We start from the raw sequence: 18257 nt of genomic DNA, 5'->3' as shown, positions 1-18257 counted from the left end.
CACTTTTAGAAGCAGATGGGAACCAATGAAGCTACTTTAATATACGGTTACTACTCGAAGATCATTCTGGGATCCACCTTGCTTTCATCATTCGTAAAAGTTTTTTGTAAAAAAATAACGAAGCGATTTCTTCACTTCGTTAGTTCATTAATTCTGTAACAACACTCACTGCGCTGAGAGCGTAGAGTGGAGCGGTTTCTGCTCGTAGGATGCGAGGACCAAATCCTGCAAGGACTGCTCCTTTAGCTTCAAAACTTTCAATTTCAGCAGGTGAGAGACCACCCTCTGGTCCAAAGATAAAGAGCAGTTTGCTTCCAGCTTCTAGTCCGGTCAGCGACTGAAGTAAAGCTGCTGCCTCTCCTTCTTTGGCTGACTCTTCATAAGCCACTACGATAGAGTCAAACTGGTCCAGTTGGGCTAGAAAATCTGCCTTTTTCTCAAAAAGGGTAATGCTTGGAACAAGATTCCGCTTGCTTTGTTCTGCTGCTCCAAGGGCGATTTTTTCTAGCTTCTCGACCTTTTTGCCCAATTTCTTGCCGTCCCACTTGGCAACGGACCAGTCAGCAGGGAAGGCCCAGATCTGGCTGGCACCGAGTTCCGTCACTTTTTGAGTGATAAACTCGAGCTTGTCTCCCTTGGGAAAGCCTGATGCGATGGTCACTTGGACTGGCAGCTCCACATTGTCTGCTAATTCCTCGATTAGCTCCAACTGACGAGCCTCTACATTGACCACGCGCGCCAAACGCTTGATCCCATCATCAAAGACTAGGGTCACCTGGTCATCTTCTTTCAAGCGCATGACCTGAAACATGTGCTTGCTGGTTTCCTTGTCCTCGATGGTGACAGGCGAGACAGCCAAGCCTTTTACAAAATACTGCTGCATGCTAGCCTCCAATCACACCGGAGATATCCTTGGTCTTCTTGAAGACACAGGCATTCCATTCCCCTTGGATCATGTGGGTTTCAAGGAAAAATCCAGCCGATTCGGCCGACTCACGCACCATGTCCCACTTGTCCTTGATAATGCCACTCATGATGAGGTAGCCTTCGTCCTTGACCAAGCGATAAGCATCGTCCGTCAGATGGATAAGGATATCCGCCAAGATATTGGCCACGATAACATCTGCTTCAATCTCCACACCTTTGAGCAAATCACCTGGGGCTACATGGATATTTTCCATGCCAGGGTTGAGTTCAATATTCTCCTGAGCAACGCGAACTGCCACATCATCCAAGTCATAGGCGAAGATTTCCTTGGCACCTAGAAGTGAGCTAGCAATAGAAAGGACGCCTGAACCTGTCCCCACATCCAGCACTGTTTCGTCACCACGAAGGACCTGCTCCAAGGCAAAAAGGCTCATCTTGGTTGTTGGGTGGGTCCCAGTTCCAAAGGCCATACCAGGATCCAGCTTGATAATCTTTTCTCCCGCAGTCGCCTCATAGTCTGTCCATGAAGGTACGATGGTCAAGTCATGAGTGATGCGAGCAGGTTCATAGTATTTCTTCCAGTTGTCGGCCCAGTCTTCCTCAGCCAAGGCAGTCGTTCCCATCTTGACCTCTCCCAGATCCATAAAGTCTGTCAATTCTGTCAGACGAGCCTTCAAGTCAGCCTCAACCACTGCTACATCAACCGTATCCGGATAGTAGGCGGTCACCACGATTTCTTCTTGTTGCTCGACCTCTGGGAAAATCTCACCGAAGCGATCGACGTTGCCCACATAGTCCATACTGTCTTCAATCGCAACACCCTGGGCGCCTAGCTCGATCAAGAGATTGGAAACCAACTCCTCTCCCTCACGCTTCACTGTAACTTTTAACTCTTGCCATGTTTCCATCATTAAGATACCAAGCCCGTAAAACACAAAGCCAAAATAGGAAACTCTCTGAAGACACTTGTGTCTATGAGAAGTTTATCTTTTTGGCACAGTGTTTAGGGCGGGTTCAGTTTAGAAATTTAACCGAACCATCCTTTCTATTTCTCTATCAATTTTTTCATGTAGACCATATCCATGCCTTCTTTTTCAGGCTCGATATGGGTTTGATGGTAACCATTCTTCTCGTAGAACGCGACCATGCCTGCATCCTGTAACACCGTACACAAATCCCATTGTGTGATAGTTGGAAATTTCTTTTCCAGCAATTCCAATCCCTCAGAACCATACCCCTTTCCTTGATACGGAGGCAAAATCGCTGCCGTTCCCAACCAAGCTTTCGTTAACTCTTCATTGGTCTGAATTCGTAAAAAACCTATCTTTTCTTCATCTTTTTTTACAAAGTAGTAATAGCTATTGGGACGCTCGACTAGTTTCCATTTAATTCGCTCGCGATCTTCTAGATAGGGATCATATTCATCTTGGTATTTGTCATAAACTGCTTTAAAACTAGCTCTTTGAATGGCAATAATGGTTTCTAAATCTTCCGTCCCTGCTCTCTCAAGTCTTATCATAAACTCTCCTCCAAATAATCCCTCAATCTTCCCTGTAGTTGAGGTACAACCCGATCTGATGTCAAAAACTCTTCAATGCTGACTAATTTATAGCTCTGGCCCTCGTCTCCAAAGATGATACTTTCGAACTGTTCCTGCGTCAACTTCCCAACTAAAAAGACAGATTTCTTGTTCTCATCTAGCATACTGGGGTAGACCCGAGACCAGATTACGTCATCTTTCGACAGTTGGATATTTAATTCTTCATAAACTTCACGCGCTACGCACTCAAAGGGGGTCTCATCCTCTTCACGGCCACCGCCCGGTAACTCCCACAGATTAGGCCAGGGAATAGTCTCTTTATCATCACGCAAGATGGTCAAAATTTGCCCCTCACAAATCAAGGCAATTTTACAACCCGTAAATTCGAACCGTGCTTCTAAGCAATCCTCAAGCATGAGCTTTCTCTCCTAATATCTTGGATAGGGATAAAAGGTGCTTTCTTCTAGGCCAACTTTTCCTTCTTCAAAAACTTCTTGGTTCCAGACGATCTCAAAGCTCTCTGCTTCTTCGTCTGCTAAGAAATCCATGAGCTCATCCAAGGCCAGCTCAGCTGTATCTCGGAGGAAAGTCGCAAAATAAGCTAGAAATTCACGAGACAAGCCTTTTTTAGGCTCATAAGGAATCGCTGTTAAATAGGCATCTTCTTCCACATAAGACTTGGCAGGATTGTAGAAGAGCACGGCTTCTTCAAAGAAAATATCCTCATCAGACTCTTCGCCATCTTCATCAACCAGTGCAACCCCTCCCGTATTCTGCGCTTCCAAGAGAAAAGCCACTTCTACCGCGTGGTTTTTCTTATCCCAATTGATCTCAAAATCAAAGGGAAAAACCTTGTCCATCTCCTCTTCTAAAACATCCAAAAATCCGTATTTAGACATAGCGTCCTCTTTCTAATTTCCCACTCTTAGAGCGGAATATGTTACAATAGTTACTACAATCTTACCATAAAAACTGCCTCTTTGAAAGGAGACAAAGCTAGAAAGGAGAAGGAAATGCCTGACAATCTCGCACTCCGTATGCGACCACGGACGATCGATCAAGTCATCGGTCAACAGCACCTGGTTGGAGAAGGCAAAATCATTCGTCGCATGGTCGAAGCCAACCGTCTGTCCTCTATGATTCTCTATGGACCTCCGGGCATCGGAAAGACCAGTATTGCTTCTGCGATCGCAGGAACGACCAAGTATGCCTTTCGGACCTTTAATGCAACGGTTGACAGTAAAAAACGCCTCCAAGAAATCGCAGAGGAGGCCAAATTTTCTGGTGGTTTGGTCCTGCTTTTGGACGAAATCCATCGCCTTGATAAAACCAAGCAAGATTTTCTCCTGCCTTTGCTCGAAAGCGGTCTAGTCATCATGATCGGTGCAACGACTGAAAATCCCTTTTTCTCTGTCACACCCGCTATTCGTAGCCGCGTACAAATCTTTGAGCTGGAACCGTTGACGACGGAGGAGGTCAAGCAAGCTCTAAAAACGGCGCTAGATGATCCCGAGCGTGGCTTTGATTTTCCAGTCGTGCTCGATGAGGACGCTTTGGATTTCATCGCTACCTCGACCAATGGAGATCTTCGTTCCGCCTTTAATTCTCTCGATCTGGCTGTGCTGTCGACCTCTGAAAATGCGGAAGGCATCCGTCATATTACGCTAGAGATCATGGAAAACAGCCTCCAGCGCAGTTACATCACCATGGATAAAGATGGAGACGGCCACTACGATGTGCTCTCTGCCCTGCAAAAGTCTATCCGTGGTTCGGATGTCGATGCCAGTCTTCACTACGCCGCTCGTTTGATCGAAGCTGGAGATCTACCCAGCCTAGCTCGTCGCTTGACCGTCATCGCCTATGAGGATATCGGCCTGGCCAATCCAGATGCGCAGATCCATACCGTAACAGCCCTTCAGGCAGCGGAGCGCATCGGCTTTCCTGAGGCCCGCATTCTCATCGCCAACATCGTCATCGATCTAGCCCTTTCGCCTAAGTCCAACTCAGCCTACGTTGCCATGGACAAGGCGCTAGCTGATCTTAGAAGTTCTGGCAACCTTCCCATTCCTCGCCACCTCCGCGATGGTCATTATTCCGGAAGCAAGGAACTGGGAAATGCGCAAAACTATAAATATCCCCACAACTACCCTGGCAACTGGGTCAAGCAAGACTACCTGCCAGAAAAGCTCAAACACGCTTCCTACTTTATTCCCAATGAAAATGGCAAGTACGAGCGTGCTCTCGGAGCCACCAAGGAGAAGATTGATCAATTTAAGAAAAAGTGACATCGGTTTCAAAAAAATGAGATTTTTTCTTGAAATATTTCCAAAATGTGGTATCATATACATATAGAAACGCTGTGGTGTACGAACTCACACTTAAGTGTTGACCGACTATTTTTTGTATTATTAGGGAAACAAAAGACTTCTGGCAGTATGCAGGCCGTTTCACGCGGAAGCAGCTAAGTCAGAGCGAGTTGCCCACCTGCTTAATTGCGCGGGTTCAATACAAATCGTGAAGTTTCGGCACCAATACAGCTTTTTATATTTGCCTCCTTAGCTCAGTTGGTAGAGCAGTAGACTCTTAATCTATGGGTCACAGGTTCGAGCCCTGTAGGGGGCATCAAACTTCAACAGTAAAAGCCTTGATAACCAAGGCTTTTTTGCTTGTCTTAAGAGTATTTAGCTCACTTTTTTAGATACTATAATTTAGCGTACGAAGTTAAATCATTCTGCACCATTGTTATTCCATTTAAAATAAAAACCAGCTTTGAACCCTACCAAACATTTGACAGCTCTTCACCGAATCCGCTATGATAAGGGTACTTGAAATTCCGAGTTTTCATAGCATTTAAAATGTAAGGAGTCCAAAATGAAAATCTATTATTCAAAATTTGTTGGTGTCGGTTATCTAATCTTTGCGGCGGGTGTATCCTTTCAATTTTTCTTTTCTCCCGCTCATGGATTGATCGACTTTTCTCGACTAAATCTTCCCACTGTGATTTCAACCATTCTCTTTTTCGCTGCTATCTACGCAACAATTGCAGGCATCAAAAGACTAACTAGCCACAGAGTCTCCTTTGAATTCACCTTTGAAGGTATTTATGTCTACCCTGGGCTTTTCTTCTCAAAAGAAATCTTCATTCCAAAAGAAGAATTGTTGCGAGCATCTTATGTCGAAGTGGATGTTAGCGACCCTGATCATGTCAACAGCAAGGCTTGCTATTTAGATTTTAACCTCAGAGAAGTCACCCAGTTAGAAAATATTTCTAAATCAAACATCATCATCAATACAAGCACCTTGAAATTGCGTCTCGCCCTTAGCCTCTGTCGATTTAGAGAGGAAGAAAAAGCCGAGTTAGCGACCTATCTAAAAGAAAACTACGGCATTGATTTTTTCTATTAGCATGTAATAAAAAAGCCCTCCATTAGAATTTTAGAATAGCAAGATCTTTCCAAGTATTTGACGAACGAATACCGAATAACCGTTTTATAGAAAAGAAAAAGCCTTGAAAATTCAAGGCTTTTTTAACTACTCCTAGTTCCCCATTTTCCCTTTGGGTACGAGCAGATAGAAAAATAACAAATTCAATGCAAATACGGCAACAAAGAGCGCTAATTGGGTGGCATCGATCGTTTGTTTCTCGGTCAAATCTTGGATCAGCTTTGTATAATAATAGCCTGGGAAAGCCCGTTGTAGCTTGCCAACCAAGTCCATAAATCCTCCACTTGCGCCAAGCGTATCAAAGGGAATAATGGTCATGGCGGCTAAAATAATAACAGGAAAGCCAATGGTATCAATCGTCTTGGCATCTACCCTCACCCCAAGTACAAAGCCAATCACACTAAAGTAGATCCCCATCAAGGATAAGAGGAAAAATTGTACCAACAGGCTAGTCGTCACTGGAAAGTGAAAACCTAGGACAGCAACAACTAGCACCGCTAAAAAGATCAAGCTGTTCAGAATCAGTTGTACAATCGATTGATCCCATAAATAGTGCTTGACACTATAGCTTGTAAAGTGGGATTCAAAAGAATAAAAGCCGATATCTGAGGCGATACGCTTACTAAAAGTTGCAAGGCTATTGCCAATGACGCCGATAAAGACGGCAATGCCTAATAAAATACTTGGCGAAACTCCTTTTTGAAGCTGATAAAAGAAGATATACCAGCCTATGGGTAAAATAATGGTGAATAATACAAAGCGCTTATTTCGTAAAACTTGTTTTAATTGAATCTTTCTCATGCTTGTTCCCCTCCTTTATTCATCTCTTCTCGGAAATACTGCTCAATGGTTTGACCAGCCTGGTGAATATCCTCAACAGCCTTTGTGGCAGCAATTCGACCATCTTTTAAAATCAGGACTTTTGTAAAAAAGGCATCAATTTGGTTGAAATCATGGGTCACCACAACAGATGTAAATTCTTGCTGCTCCAGCAATTTCCAAAAATTATCTACTGCTTCCAAGTCCATACCAGTCGTTGGCTCATCTAAAAAAATCAACCTTGGATGATTCAAAATGGTTAACAACAAGGACAAGCGTCTCTTTTGACCACCGGAAAGACTGCCCACCATCTGCTCTCTTGATTCTCTCAATTCGACCATCTCTAAGAGTCCATTGATATCAGCCTGCTTCAGCTGATTCATCCGGCTTTTTAATTCGACGAATTCAGCGACGGTTAGATCCTCGATGAGCAGATCCCCCTGAGGCATCATCCCAATTTCTCTTTGAAAATCAAGCGAAGTCTTTATCGTCCCCGAATCGGCCTGGAGCTGTCCAGCGATAATATTGAACAGGGTGCTTTTACCTGCCCCATTATTTCCCAGCAAGGCAATTTTGTCTCCTTCTTCTATCGAAAAAGACACTCCCTTTAATACAGCTTTCTCCTTAAATGATTTTGTAATAGATGCTACCTGAAACATAGGATCCCTCTTTTCTTATTGATCTTGTGTACAGTATACTTCAAAGGGACAGGCTTTGTGGCTCTCTGTCAGAATCGGTCAGAAAATCGTCGCGAATGGTCAAAAAAGAGGCTGGGACAAAAGTCCTAGCCTCTCAATTATTTTTGGATTGTCGAGCAAGACGCAGTGGTTGAGTGGGCTCTACTACACTGATTTCATCAGCTTTTACAGCCCTACTCAACTGTGCAGAGGTGGGACGACGAAATCGAATTCTAACGAATTACCGATTTCTGTCCCACTCTCTCTTCTATTATTCCTTCCAAAAGGTCAGGCTCTGGGTAAATCGGTAGTTTGAACTCTTGGTAGACACTGTCGTTTTGGGATATTTTTCCAGTAATTGTTGGATCTTGTACAAGCCAAGACCGCGGCCCTCTCCTTTACTGGAGTAGTCCTTTTCAAAAATTCTCGCCAGATCTATTTTTTCAGCTTTTGTACTATTTTCAACTATTAAGATGAGGGAGTTCGTCTCCTGAAGCATGGCAAGGGTCAGCTGGGGGTCCTCTGATTCGAGACTCGCTTCGATAGCATTGTCACAAAGGATGGATAAGAAAGTGATGAAATCTAAAACCTCGATGAATAAATCTCGAACAGGTTCATCGATCTCGACAGAGATCCCAATCCCTTTGTTTTGAGCCTCCAATAATTTTGCGGACAGAACACTTTTTACAGCTGGATTTTCGATGTGACTGAGTTTGGCAATATCAAACTTACTATTGTAAAATTGCTGGCCACTCTCTCGAAGAACATTCTCATAGACTTCCCTGATCGCATTGAGGTCTTCGTGCTCAATACTTAATTTGAGACTGGTTAAAATATTCAGGTAATCATGACGAAAGGCACGAATCTCCCCGTAGAGCATTTCGACGTGTTGGCTATAGGTGGCTAACTCCTGCAGTTGCCTATCTTTTTGTTCCAGAATCTCTTGTTTCAATCGTTCTTTGGACACTGCATTGAAATACAAGAGCATCACAAAAAACAAAATCAAATAAATACTATTTAACTGTTTCCGCAAAGCATCTGCATGCGGAATAATATCCTCAAAAACCACCAGACCTACAACACTGAGCAAATACACAAACATGGAAAGAACCATTGGGAGTAAGAAACGATTAAAATACTGCCGTTGAAAGCCTACTTTTAGATCTGTAAAATCTAGTTTTAACAATTTAGTGATTCCTATATAAACAGGAAAGACCAGCAATTCAAGTAGAGCATCATACCAGCTGACAGATGCCTCACGAACAAGTACAATCCCTAGCATCGGAAAGACATAAAAGGCTAAGAGACGCCCAATGAGACTCTCCACGACAACCGGGTAGAGCCCATAAAAAATGTTCAAGAGGTGTCGTATGTTACGATTTCGATAGAAACTATAGGCAATAAATACTAAGAAATAGCCAAAAAAGCCTACCGGTGGCACAAGGGTAAAGACGACTGCAAAGAAGAAAGGGCACAAAAAGAGCCAGCGCCAAGCGAACTCTTGTCTACTGATATGACGATAGATCAGCATGCTGACGAAGAACTTTAGGTAAGACATTAGAATATCTAACAGCAATTCCTTCTCCCTTCTATTTTTTCAAAGCTTCCAGTAAGCCTCTATACTTGGTCCGTGAGATCAAGCAATTGTCCCCATTTTCAAAAAAAGCTTTCTTGGCTTCCTTATCAATCTTCGTAATATTTTGTGGATTCACCACAAAGGAGCGGTGGCACCGATACAAGCGGGGATCTGCTTTTTCGATATCGGCAATACTAGCGTAAAATTCCAAGCGCTCATCCTGGGTGTGTAAAATGACCTTGTGAATAGTTGGAGACGTTTCAACATACAAAATCTTATTAAAGGGAACTTGTACACGCGCCATCGCACTCTCAAATGTAAAAGCATCTTGTGCAATCGTGGTCCCAGCTTGCTCCAAGGTATAATCGATGGCTGAGCTGATTCTCTCTCTGAACTCTTCCTCACCCAGCGTTTTATCGATAAAATCCAAGGCGGCTACTTTGTACTGAAAGGTAATGGGCATGAATTCAGAGTGAGTGGTGACAAAGACAATGGTCGCATGGGGGTCTTTCTTACGAATCTCTTTTGCAATCTCCAGACCTTTTTTCTCCTCACCTTTAATCTCGATATCTAAAAAGAATAGGTGATGAGCGCCTCTCTCTGTGATAGCATCTAGCAACTGGCTTGATTTCCCAAACACTTCTGGCGCTTTGCATTGCAAGGACTTCTGAGCGATAAGTTCCTGCAAGACCGATTCAATTCGTGATTGCTGGATCCACTCATCTTCTAACACAAAAATCTTCAACAAAGTCTTCACTCCTTCCCCTCGACGAATATGTTCTATTTTACCATAAATAATAGCTGCTGAGCCACTCTTTCAAAGTAGACTCAAAAGGCATTCTATCTTTTTCTCCTTAACAAGAAAAAACTCTCCCGGAGGAATCCGGAAGAGCTTGCGCAAGGGGAATTTGAAAAATATTTTTTAATATGAAAAAGGTCGATAAAATCTACACTATGTTCAAACTCTCATTTTACTAACAGCGATATTACGATCAAGTTTTATTGTCAATAGACATGTATGTGGGAAGTTCTCCCCTTGCAACAATGTAGACCTGTGATCTACTCTTACTAGTATACACTAGAATTATTACAAAATCAGTTAATTTGTATTGCAATTTGTTGGCAAATATTCCTCCGCCTGAAAACACAACAAACGCTTGATTCCCAAGCATCTACGCAAGTCCTCTTTAACTAGTATTTATCATTTCTGTTACAAAATTTAAAATAAAAATATTATTCCATAACAAATGAAAATCCCAAAGCACGATAAAAAGAGGCTGGGACAAAAGTCCTAGCCCCTCAATTATTTTTGGATTGTCGAGCAAGACACAGTGGTTGAGTGGGCTCTACTACGCTGATTTTATCAGTTTTTACAGCCCTACTCAACTGTGCGGAGGTGGGACGACGAAATCGAATTCTAACGAATTACCGATTTATGTCCCACTCTCTTTGAGCTAGTAAGACGATTAGCCAGACCGCACAATAGCGGCTGGCGTCAAATGATGAGAGTCATAGCCTCAATCATTTGTAGCGGTTACGACGCGAAAAAGGGAGGAACGATACTTTCCTCCCTTTGAGCTAGTAAGACACTTCGGCAAGGCACCATGGTGCTTGCCATAACAATAAATGCACCTGATAAATTAACCAAGGGGTTACGACGTGAAAAGGGAGGAACGATATTTTCCTCCCTTTGAGCTAGTAAGATGATTAGGTAGGCCGCAACATAGCGGCTACCGTCCAATGATTCGGTGCTTTAGCACCAATCATTGGTATCAGGTTACATCATCCCGCCCATCATGCTTGGATCCATTCCTGGTCCTGCTGGGGCTGCTGGTTCTGGTTTGTTGGCTACGACTGCTTCGGTCGTCAAGATCAGACTCGCTACGGAAGCGGCGTTTTGAAGGGCTGAACGGCTCACTTTAACTGGGTCGATGATTCCTGCATCAATCATATTCACCCATTCACCTGTTGCAGCATTGAAACCTGTTCCGACTTCGGCATTTTTCAAGCGATCAATCACAATAGATCCTTCGTAACCGGCATTGTGGGCAATTTGGCGCACTGGCTCTTCCAAAGCACGAAGAACGATATTGCGTCCTGTTGCTTCATCCCCTTCCAACTCAAGGGCTGCGACTGCAGAGATGACATTGACAAGAGCTGTACCACCTCCGGCAACGATCCCTTCTTCAACGGCTGCACGAGTCGCATTAAGAGCATCTTCGATACGGAGTTTCATTTCTTTCAATTCTGTTTCTGTTGCAGCACCGACCTTGATTACGGCAACGCCACCAGACAATTTAGCCAAACGTTCTTGTAATTTTTCACGGTCAAATTCAGAGGTTGTGGTTTCAATTTGTGACTTGATAACCGCCACACGGTTAGCGATCGCTTCTGGGTTACCAGAACCTTCGACAATGACGGTACTGTCTTTATCGACTGACACTTTAGCTGCTTGACCAAGCGCTTCAATGGTTGCATCTTTCAATTCCAAACCAAGATCGTCTGTAATGACTGTACCACCTGTCAAGATGGCAATGTCTTCTAGCATGGCTTTGCGACGATCTCCAAATCCTGGTGCCTTGACAGCTACGACATTAAAGGTACCGCGGATCTTGTTCAAGACAAGTGTTGGAAGAGCTTCGCCATCGACATCATCTGCGATGATCAAGAGTGGACGGTTGCTTTGAAGAATGCTTTCCAACAATGGCAAGATTTCTTGGATATTTGAAATCTTCTTGTCAGTGATCAAAATGTATGGATTTTCAAGGTCTGCCACCATTTTTTCATTATCAGTGACCATGTATTGTGAGAGGTAACCACGGTCAAATTGCATGCCTTCAACGACTTCCAGTTCTGTCTCCATTCCACGTGACTCTTCAATCGTGATAACCCCATCTTTGCCAACTTTTTCCATGGCTTCAGAGATGTACTCACCGACTTTTTCAGAACGAGAAGACACAGCAGCTACTTGAGCAATCGCTTCCTTGCTCGATACTGGGATCGCATTGTTTTTTAAAGCTTCTACTGCTGTTGCAACAGCGGTCTCAATCCCACGGCGGATGCCAATTGGGTTAGCTCCTGCAGTGACGTTTTTGATTCCTTCACGGACGATGGCTTGAGTCAAAACAGTTGCGGTTGTTGTACCGTCACCTGCGATATCATTAGTCTTAGAAGCCACTTCTGACACCAATTTGGCACCCATATTTTCAAAATGATCTTCCAATTCGATTTCTTTTGCGATAGTTACCCCATCATTTGTGATCAAGGGTGAACCAAATGATTTTTCAAGAACAACATTGCGTCCTTTAGGGCCCAACGTAACTTTCACTGTATCTGCTAAGACATCGACACCACGGACCATTGCAGAACGTGCATCAGATGAAAATTTAATATCTTTTGCCATTTCTCTTACCTCTTTCTTCTCTTACTCTACAATTGCAAGAATGTTTGATGTTCCAACGATGGTGTAGGTTTCTTCCCCATCTTTCACTTCAATTCCTGCATGGCTTTCAACCAAAACGTGGTCTCCTGCTTTTACAGCTGGAGCAATGAGTTCGCCACTTAGGGTACGCACACCTTCACCAACGGCCACTACTTCAGCTGTTTTTGTATCAGCCTTGCTCGCACCTGCGAGGACAAAACCTCCAACAGTCTGTTCTTTTTCTTCTACTTTTAAGACCACACGGTCTCCTAATGGTTTTAACATGTTCATTCCTCCATACGTGTTTTTAGCACTCTCTATACGTAAGTGCTAACTTATGTTTCTATTGTATCACTTGGTCAGAAATAGTCAAGAAAAAAACACCTCAAAAATAAATGAGATGTTTCTAAAATATCAATTTAAAATTGTCAATTTTTGATTGAAATCATCGATCACTTTTTGAAGATTGATCCGCCCGCGGTAGATGCCATATCCAAAAACAATCATGCCTAAAATTCCAACCAAGGCTAGTAAAATCCCGAGGATCAAGAGTGGGAGGAAACTTTTGTGAAAGAGATAGATCAATACCACACCAATACTGGCAATGATAAAGAGTAAGCTGAACCAACGACCAAGGTTTTCAAGCATGTGACGTTGGTACTTGATTTCTGTTTCATATCCATTGACAAGTTCTTGTTTTGTAACCATGGGATTCCTCCTGATAAAAATTGAGAATGAAGTGCAAATAAAGGAGGTCAATTCACTTCATTCTCAAAAACTCCTACTAGCAAATTCGTTTTTTCTTTTCCTTAGTATTTAAGATGTGGGTCGAAGATACCAAGGGCAACACCGATCAAAGCCACTACAACGAGAAGTAACATGACTTTGTTTGGTGAAATTTTTTTCTTAGACATCAACCACCAGCAAAGAGTGATGAAGGCTGCTGTCAAGAGACCTGGATAAACACCATCGATCTTTTCTTGGATGTTCAAGAAGACTTTTCCTTCAGCGTTCTTGAATTGAAGGGCTGTTGTAACAGATACCCAAGTAGCTGCTACGGCACCGATAACCATACCACCGACAACGCTGATCGCTTTACGAAGAGCTTGTCCTTTTGGTCCTACAAGGAATTCAACGGCTTTATCCCCTAATTGGTAACCTTTGAAGAAGGCAAAGCGCATACCAAAGTAGACTAAGAGGTTCCATACGACGATGTAGAAGAGGGCACCAGCGACGTTACCACCTTTAGAAAGGCCAAGGGCAATCCCCAAGAGAACTGGAATCAAGGTACCAACGACCAATGAGTCACCAATACCAGCGATTGGTCCCATCAAACCGGCACGCATACCGTTGATGGTTTCGCCATCCACTGCATCTCCGTTTGCACGCGCTTCTTCCAAACCAGCTGTGATCCCTACAACAAGAGATCCAAGTTGTGGTTCAGTGTTGAAGAAGGCCGTATAGGTTTGCATAGCATCCTTTTGTTCTTCTTTTGTGTCATACATTTCTTCTACGATTGGAAGCATAGAAGTCAAGTACCCGAAGGTTTGCATATGTTCTTGAGAGAAACAAGTCAAATGACCATAATACCAATGATGGAATGCTTTTGCTAATGTTTTCTTTGAAATTTTCTTTCTATCAGCCATTTTAAATATCCTCCTCATCATCGTCTTGGTCCACCACTCCGGCTGGAGCAGCTTTCATCGATTTGATCACTTCAAGTTCATAGTAGATTACTGCAAAGATTAATGAAACAACGGCACTGGATACCAAGTTCAATCCGAGAGATTTCGCCAAGGTAAATCCAACAAAGAATGGAATGAAGTCAGTTGCTTCTGTAACAATTTGTTTCAACAAGATGGCAATACCGACACATGGGAGAAGAGCACCGACTGTAAAGAGGGCTTTCATCCAGTAACCATCCATAGGAAGGTATTGTTTCATCAAATCAACCATGTTTTCACCGTATTTGGTGATAATCATTGTTGGAAGGAAAGAGAAGAGGAAATGAGAGATCCAAGGGTAAACCCAGTCAACTGCGTAGAGTTTTTTGAAGTTTCCTTCTTCAACGGCTTTCCAACCAATGTGTTGCCATACCAAGTTCATAGTAGCGGTACCGTAGAAAAGAACTGTACCGATTGTCCCAACGGCTGCACCGATTGGAGCTGCAGCTGCGGCGATTCCTGCTTCATCTGTGATGTTATTGGCATGCACAAACAAGATAGCAAGAGGAACACCGATGTAAGAGATGGCACGCACATCGGCAGATACGGTACCACCAGGTGTTACCAAGGCGATATAAACGACTTGAAGGGCAACCCCGACCATAATACCGGTTGTCACATCTCCAAGAATTAAACCTGAAATCAACCCACCGATCAAAGGACGACCGAGTGTATAGTTCCCGATACTGGAACCCCCCATACCAGGCATTGAAGACAAGCTGGCGAAAATACCAAGCAAGATTGCTTGAATCCATGAAATTGTCATAACAAACGCTCCTTTTGTTTGTAAATTTATTTACCTAACAGATAGGACTGTTAGTTTTAAAAACCAAATTTTGATTTGAAATCATCCCAATAACCGATGGAAACATCTGGCAACAATTGGAATTTCACCTTGTAGCCTGCTGCTTGAATGGCTTGGAAGGCTTCTGCTTCTTCCTGAGTGATGGATTGGTTATTTCCCAATTTCACAGCTCCAGGACGATCATTTGCAGGGCCAACAATGATTTCTTTGACATCACCTGGGACAAACCCTTGGTCGACCAAAATTTCCTTCATATCGATTGGATTTTTGGTGATCAAGAAGTAACGACTATCTGATTCTGTTACTTTTGCTGATTTTTCTTTAAAGGCTTCCTTTGTCCATACAAAGGTTTTCTTGTCTGATGCGCCTTTGTAAGCTTGGATCAAAACCTTGTTTGATGCTGCTGCATCATTTACGGCAATCAAACCATCACATGGTTTTTCCTTTGCCCAGCGTGTGACTGTTTGACCGTGAATCATGCGGTCATCAATCCGTACAAATGTTACTACCATAAGGTACCTCCCTATTAAATATCGTCATCATCTTCTTCAGCACTAGTGGCTGAAACTTCAAAAGGCTGTAGTGCAGATCGTGCTTCTGATAAGATGGTGGCTGACAAATCGTCTCCATCGAGCACATCTTTCATCACAACTGCTGTCAAGGCCATGGTGAGGTTCATCCCACCAAGGATCAAGGCTCCATCGAGCTTTCCAGCTTCTTCTAGAACCGTGGCTGCAGTGGTTAATGGACTACCACCTACGATATCTGCCAAGACCAAAACAGAATCATCAGCTGTCAATCCTGAAATGCTCTCTCTGAAATCAACTGCGAAGTCATCAACTGATTTTCCTTCTTTGAGTCCAACTGCGATGACCTGATCCAACTTGTCACCAGCAAACATGGCTAGTGATGTTTTTAGACCTTCTGCCAGTCCGCCATGACTGACCAAAACGAGGTATTTCATTTTTCTACGCCTCCTTTATTTGACTCTATTGTAGACTATTTGAAAGCGTTTTTATATTGTCAAATGTCACATTCCCAATATGACATTTAGCAATAAAAAAATGACATCTGTCACTTGACAAAATGCCATCTTATTTTACTCTAAACTCCTACCTGTAGACTACTTTCAATCTCCCTCTGAATTTGAGGCAAGCGGTTCTCAACATCTTGATCGCGCAAGGCATTGCCAATCAAGTAATCTAACTTTTCTAACACCTCTTTTGAGACATTTTTAGGACTACTTTCAACAGCTTGTTCCATGATGCGGTTCAAGGTCTGATTGGTCAAGGAATCCGTCCCAAAATCATCTACCTGCAAAAGGTCTTTACTAGAGCGACTCTTGACTACCTGTGGCATGACAGAGATCCCCTGGGATTGGGCAAAGAGGGTTTGTTGAATTTCGGGATCCTCTGTTAAGAGTTGCATCAATTCCCAAGCCAACTTGGAATGAGAACTCCGAGCTGACATAGCAAAAGAAGTCGTCGTGACTAAGGTTGCCTTGGTCGTTTTTGACTTAGCAGGCATCGGGATACAGGTCCAGGTGAAGTTTGAATATTTTGAAACGTGGTAGGGATAAGGTTTATAGGTCCGATATTGGGCCAAGGTCATGGGATAGAAGGCGACTTTCCCCTGGTCAAAATCTTTAGAGCTCACCTTGTAATTTTTATTTAGATCTTCCAATTTTTGCAGAAAAGTCAAAGATTCTTTGACTTCTGGAGCTGTCAGCTTGAGCATGCCTCCTTGGAAGAGATGACCTCCATTTGCCGCCAAGGCTTCTTTCCAGGTGTATTCTGTACTCCCAAATTGGTCCAATTGCCCATCCCCATTGGTATCTTTGGTTAGTTTCTTGCAAATCGTATAGAACTCTTCAAGGGTCCAACCTTCTTTGGGAACCGCGATGCCTTCTTTATCCAAGAGATCTTTATTGACACACATCAAAATCGGATTGCTTTCATAAGGTAAGGCATAGGTTTGCCCCTGATAGACACCCGATTCAAAGGCAACGGGATAAAATGTTGCTTGATCTTTTCGATCCATATAGCCGTTTAACTTTTCTAATACGCCTCGCGCTGCTAATAAAGAAAGATCTTGCTCAGAGACCATAAACACATCCGGCGTCTTTCCTGAGACAATCTTTTCAGAGAGCCAGTCTGAATAATCCGACTGCGGAATCCCGTTTTCATACTCTACACGGACATGAGGATGGGATTTTTCAAATTTTTGAATCGCACGATCCAAGGCATGGGAACGTTGACTGGTCGGCACATCCCAGCTAGAACCTGCATAAACGCCGATATGGAGGACGGTCGGTTGCTGTTTCCACCAATAGAAACCCGCGCTCGCACAGAGCACAACAAGGAGACCGATCCCCCAACAAAGATGCTTTCGCTTCAATTTCATTCTGTATTTCCTTTAGAAAAATCACGTCTCGTCACTCCTGTTTGGACTGACCAGATCGCTAATTGCGTTCGATCTCGTAGGTTTAATTTCGCCAAAATCGTTGATAAGTAATTGCGCACGGTTCCTTCTGACAAGAAAAGTTTGGCCGCAATTTCTTTATTGGACTCCCCATAGCCGACTTCTTGAATAATGCGCCATTCCGTCGTGCTCAAATCCTTGACATTGTCCTCATCTACAGCAATAGAGAAGTTGGTTTTGGCCATTTGTGAGAAAATTTGAAAGACTTTACTAGCGATATTCGGGTTGATCATGGCTCCGCCTTGATGCACCACCTTAATCGCTTCATAGAGTTCCTCTGTCGAGGCTCCCTTTAAAAGATAACCTGAAGCACCATACTTGAGCGCACTATAGATAAATTCATCATCATCAAAGGTCGTTAAAATAATAATTTTGATATCCGGATAGTGCTCTTTGACTTCTTTTGTCGCCAAAACCCCATCCATGCCTGGCATCCGAATATCCATTAAGATCAGGTCAGGATGTGTCTGTGGAATGCTCGACAAGACATGATTCCCATCTTCCACTGTGGCCACCACTTCGATATCGGGGTGGGCTGACAAAATAATTTTCAGAGATTCTCGAATCAAGGCCTGGTCATCTGCCACCATTACTTTTATCACCATCTCTATTTCCCTTCTTTATATTTCGGTAAACTGACGCGCGTGAAAAATCCATCGCGACTTTCAAATTGAAGCTGTCCTCCTAGGATGGAAATGCGCTCCATCATCTGCTTGAGCCCATAGCCATAGGTCAAGGTTTCAAACCCAACCCCATTGTCCTGCAACTCGATCAGGTAATCTTCTTCATTCTCAAAAAAATGAAGGCTCATCTGACTGGCATGACCGTGGCGAACCGCATTGG

20 protein-coding genes, 1 tRNA gene, 1 other RNA gene and 1 pseudogene are annotated in these 18257 nt (G+C 43.3%); 4 read left to right on the top strand and 19 right to left on the bottom strand.

Going from position 1 to position 18257, the window contains the following annotated elements:
- Positions 1-139: 139 nt before the first annotated feature.
- From PAN06_RS05450 to PAN06_RS05430, 5 genes are all read right to left on the bottom strand, one after another.
- Complete coding sequence (locus PAN06_RS05450; RefSeq protein WP_269795795.1) at positions 140-883, bottom strand: 16S rRNA (uracil(1498)-N(3))-methyltransferase; 744 nt, start codon at positions 881-883, stop codon at positions 140-142.
- Position 884: 1 nt separating this feature from the next.
- Positions 885-1835 (bottom strand): 50S ribosomal protein L11 methyltransferase, encoded by a 951-nt coding sequence (gene prmA, locus PAN06_RS05445; protein ID WP_269795804.1) that lies wholly within the window; start codon positions 1833-1835, stop codon positions 885-887.
- Between the two features lie 137 nt (positions 1836-1972).
- Positions 1973-2446 (bottom strand): GNAT family N-acetyltransferase, encoded by a 474-nt coding sequence (locus tag PAN06_RS05440; RefSeq protein WP_269795794.1) that lies wholly within the window; start codon positions 2444-2446, stop codon positions 1973-1975.
- Positions 2443-2883, bottom strand: a complete 441-nt coding sequence (locus PAN06_RS05435; protein WP_269795793.1) for an NUDIX hydrolase — start codon at positions 2881-2883, stop codon at positions 2443-2445. Before PAN06_RS05435 ends, PAN06_RS05440 begins: the two co-directional genes overlap by 4 nt.
- A gap of 12 nt (positions 2884-2895) precedes the next feature.
- The gene (locus PAN06_RS05430; RefSeq protein WP_049473119.1) at positions 2896-3366 is read right to left on the bottom strand and encodes a DUF3013 family protein; all 471 of its coding nucleotides are present in this window, start codon (positions 3364-3366) and stop codon (positions 2896-2898) included.
- Between the two features lie 114 nt (positions 3367-3480).
- On the opposite strand from PAN06_RS05430, the gene PAN06_RS05425 reads away from it, so the two are divergent.
- The 4 genes from PAN06_RS05425 (at position 3481) to PAN06_RS05410 (ending at position 5872) form a co-directional block, all read left to right on the top strand.
- Positions 3481-4752, top strand: coding sequence for a replication-associated recombination protein A (locus tag PAN06_RS05425; protein ID WP_049473120.1), 1272 nt, complete (start codon positions 3481-3483; stop codon positions 4750-4752).
- 66 nt (positions 4753-4818) lie between these two features.
- Positions 4819-5011, top strand: a non-coding RNA gene (ssrS, locus tag PAN06_RS05420) — 6S RNA.
- Positions 5012-5016: 5 nt separating this feature from the next.
- Positions 5017-5089 (top strand) — tRNA-Lys (locus PAN06_RS05415).
- 249 nt (positions 5090-5338) lie between these two features.
- Positions 5339-5872 carry a hypothetical protein gene (locus PAN06_RS05410; protein ID WP_269795792.1) on the top strand — a complete coding sequence of 178 codons (534 nt, stop codon included), beginning with the start codon at positions 5339-5341 and terminating at the stop codon, positions 5870-5872.
- 132 nt (positions 5873-6004) lie between these two features.
- Here PAN06_RS05410 and PAN06_RS05405 read toward each other — a convergent pair whose 3' ends face one another.
- The 14 genes and pseudogenes from PAN06_RS05405 to PAN06_RS05340 all read right to left on the bottom strand — a co-directional run.
- Positions 6005-6712 carry an ABC transporter gene (locus PAN06_RS05405; RefSeq protein ID WP_269795791.1) on the bottom strand — a complete coding sequence of 236 codons (708 nt, stop codon included), beginning with the start codon at positions 6710-6712 and terminating at the stop codon, positions 6005-6007.
- Positions 6709-7389 carry an ABC transporter ATP-binding protein gene (locus PAN06_RS05400; protein ID WP_269795790.1) on the bottom strand — a complete coding sequence of 227 codons (681 nt, stop codon included), beginning with the start codon at positions 7387-7389 and terminating at the stop codon, positions 6709-6711. Before PAN06_RS05400 ends, PAN06_RS05405 begins: the two co-directional genes overlap by 4 nt.
- A gap of 289 nt (positions 7390-7678) precedes the next feature.
- Complete coding sequence (locus PAN06_RS05395) at positions 7679-8965, bottom strand: GHKL domain-containing protein (RefSeq protein ID WP_269795789.1); 1287 nt, start codon at positions 8963-8965, stop codon at positions 7679-7681.
- Positions 8966-8996: 31 nt separating this feature from the next.
- Positions 8997-9731, bottom strand: a complete 735-nt coding sequence (locus PAN06_RS05390) for a response regulator transcription factor (RefSeq protein WP_031577029.1) — start codon at positions 9729-9731, stop codon at positions 8997-8999.
- A gap of 1029 nt (positions 9732-10760) precedes the next feature.
- Entirely contained in the window at positions 10761-12386 is a 1626-nt protein-coding gene (groL, locus tag PAN06_RS05385; RefSeq protein ID WP_003004647.1) for a chaperonin GroEL, read from the bottom strand.
- Positions 12387-12407: 21 nt separating this feature from the next.
- Positions 12408-12689, bottom strand: a complete 282-nt coding sequence (groES, locus tag PAN06_RS05380) for a co-chaperone GroES (protein ID WP_003013619.1) — start codon at positions 12687-12689, stop codon at positions 12408-12410.
- Between the two features lie 129 nt (positions 12690-12818).
- A complete protein-coding gene (locus tag PAN06_RS05375; RefSeq protein WP_003004348.1) occupies positions 12819-13112 on the bottom strand; it encodes a hypothetical protein in 294 nt (97 codons plus the stop codon).
- Positions 13113-13213: 101 nt separating this feature from the next.
- A complete protein-coding gene (locus PAN06_RS05370; RefSeq protein WP_173018936.1) occupies positions 13214-14068 on the bottom strand; it encodes a PTS system mannose/fructose/sorbose family transporter subunit IID in 855 nt (284 codons plus the stop codon).
- Positions 14052-14894, bottom strand: coding sequence for a PTS sugar transporter subunit IIC (locus tag PAN06_RS05365; protein ID WP_003004789.1), 843 nt, complete (start codon positions 14892-14894; stop codon positions 14052-14054). Before PAN06_RS05365 ends, PAN06_RS05370 begins: the two co-directional genes overlap by 17 nt.
- A 56-nt stretch (positions 14895-14950) precedes the next feature.
- Positions 14951-15445: a PTS sugar transporter subunit IIB gene (locus PAN06_RS05360; RefSeq protein WP_000261775.1), complete on the bottom strand. Its 495-nt coding sequence runs from the start codon at positions 15443-15445 to the stop codon at positions 14951-14953.
- 14 nt (positions 15446-15459) lie between these two features.
- The gene (locus tag PAN06_RS05355; protein WP_003019069.1) at positions 15460-15897 is read right to left on the bottom strand and encodes a PTS fructose transporter subunit IIA; all 438 of its coding nucleotides are present in this window, start codon (positions 15895-15897) and stop codon (positions 15460-15462) included.
- A 140-nt stretch (positions 15898-16037) separates the two neighbouring features.
- Positions 16038-17336 carry a sugar ABC transporter substrate-binding protein gene (locus PAN06_RS05350; protein WP_269795788.1) on the bottom strand — a complete coding sequence of 433 codons (1299 nt, stop codon included), beginning with the start codon at positions 17334-17336 and terminating at the stop codon, positions 16038-16040.
- The gene (locus PAN06_RS05345) at positions 17333-18016 is read right to left on the bottom strand and encodes a response regulator transcription factor (protein ID WP_070664840.1); all 684 of its coding nucleotides are present in this window, start codon (positions 18014-18016) and stop codon (positions 17333-17335) included. The genes PAN06_RS05350 and PAN06_RS05345 overlap by 4 nt, the downstream gene beginning before the upstream one ends.
- Positions 18017-18021: 5 nt before the next feature.
- Positions 18022-18257, bottom strand: a pseudogene (locus tag PAN06_RS05340) (sensor histidine kinase); the annotation flags it as partial.

The sequence above is a fragment of the Streptococcus sp. SM3 genome, from assembly GCF_027497875.1.
This window is presented reverse-complemented; position numbering and strand designations above follow the sequence as displayed.

Coding starts and splice junctions, on each gene's coding strand:
- PAN06_RS05450 (WP_269795795.1), bottom strand. CDS start 883: ATGCAGCAGTATTTTGTAAAAGGCTTGGCTGTCTCGCCTGTCACCATC.
- prmA (WP_269795804.1), bottom strand. CDS start 1,835: ATGGAAACATGGCAAGAGTTAAAAGTTACAGTGAAGCGTGAGGGAGAG.
- PAN06_RS05440 (WP_269795794.1), bottom strand. CDS start 2,446: ATGATAAGACTTGAGAGAGCAGGGACGGAAGATTTAGAAACCATTATT.
- PAN06_RS05435 (WP_269795793.1), bottom strand. CDS start 2,883: ATGCTTGAGGATTGCTTAGAAGCACGGTTCGAATTTACGGGTTGTAAA.
- PAN06_RS05430 (WP_049473119.1), bottom strand. CDS start 3,366: ATGTCTAAATACGGATTTTTGGATGTTTTAGAAGAGGAGATGGACAAG.
- PAN06_RS05425 (WP_049473120.1), top strand. CDS start 3,481: ATGCCTGACAATCTCGCACTCCGTATGCGACCACGGACGATCGATCAA.
- PAN06_RS05410 (WP_269795792.1), top strand. CDS start 5,339: ATGAAAATCTATTATTCAAAATTTGTTGGTGTCGGTTATCTAATCTTT.
- PAN06_RS05405 (WP_269795791.1), bottom strand. CDS start 6,712: ATGAGAAAGATTCAATTAAAACAAGTTTTACGAAATAAGCGCTTTGTA.
- PAN06_RS05400 (WP_269795790.1), bottom strand. CDS start 7,389: ATGTTTCAGGTAGCATCTATTACAAAATCATTTAAGGAGAAAGCTGTA.
- PAN06_RS05395 (WP_269795789.1), bottom strand. CDS start 8,965: ATGTCTTACCTAAAGTTCTTCGTCAGCATGCTGATCTATCGTCATATC.
- groL (WP_003004647.1), bottom strand. CDS start 12,386: ATGGCAAAAGATATTAAATTTTCATCTGATGCACGTTCTGCAATGGTC.
- groES (WP_003013619.1), bottom strand. CDS start 12,689: ATGTTAAAACCATTAGGAGACCGTGTGGTCTTAAAAGTAGAAGAAAAA.
- PAN06_RS05375 (WP_003004348.1), bottom strand. CDS start 13,112: ATGGTTACAAAACAAGAACTTGTCAATGGATATGAAACAGAAATCAAG.
- PAN06_RS05370 (WP_173018936.1), bottom strand. CDS start 14,068: ATGAGGAGGATATTTAAAATGGCTGATAGAAAGAAAATTTCAAAGAAA.
- PAN06_RS05365 (WP_003004789.1), bottom strand. CDS start 14,894: ATGACAATTTCATGGATTCAAGCAATCTTGCTTGGTATTTTCGCCAGC.
- PAN06_RS05360 (WP_000261775.1), bottom strand. CDS start 15,445: ATGGTAGTAACATTTGTACGGATTGATGACCGCATGATTCACGGTCAA.
- PAN06_RS05355 (WP_003019069.1), bottom strand. CDS start 15,897: ATGAAATACCTCGTTTTGGTCAGTCATGGCGGACTGGCAGAAGGTCTA.
- PAN06_RS05350 (WP_269795788.1), bottom strand. CDS start 17,336: ATGAAATTGAAGCGAAAGCATCTTTGTTGGGGGATCGGTCTCCTTGTT.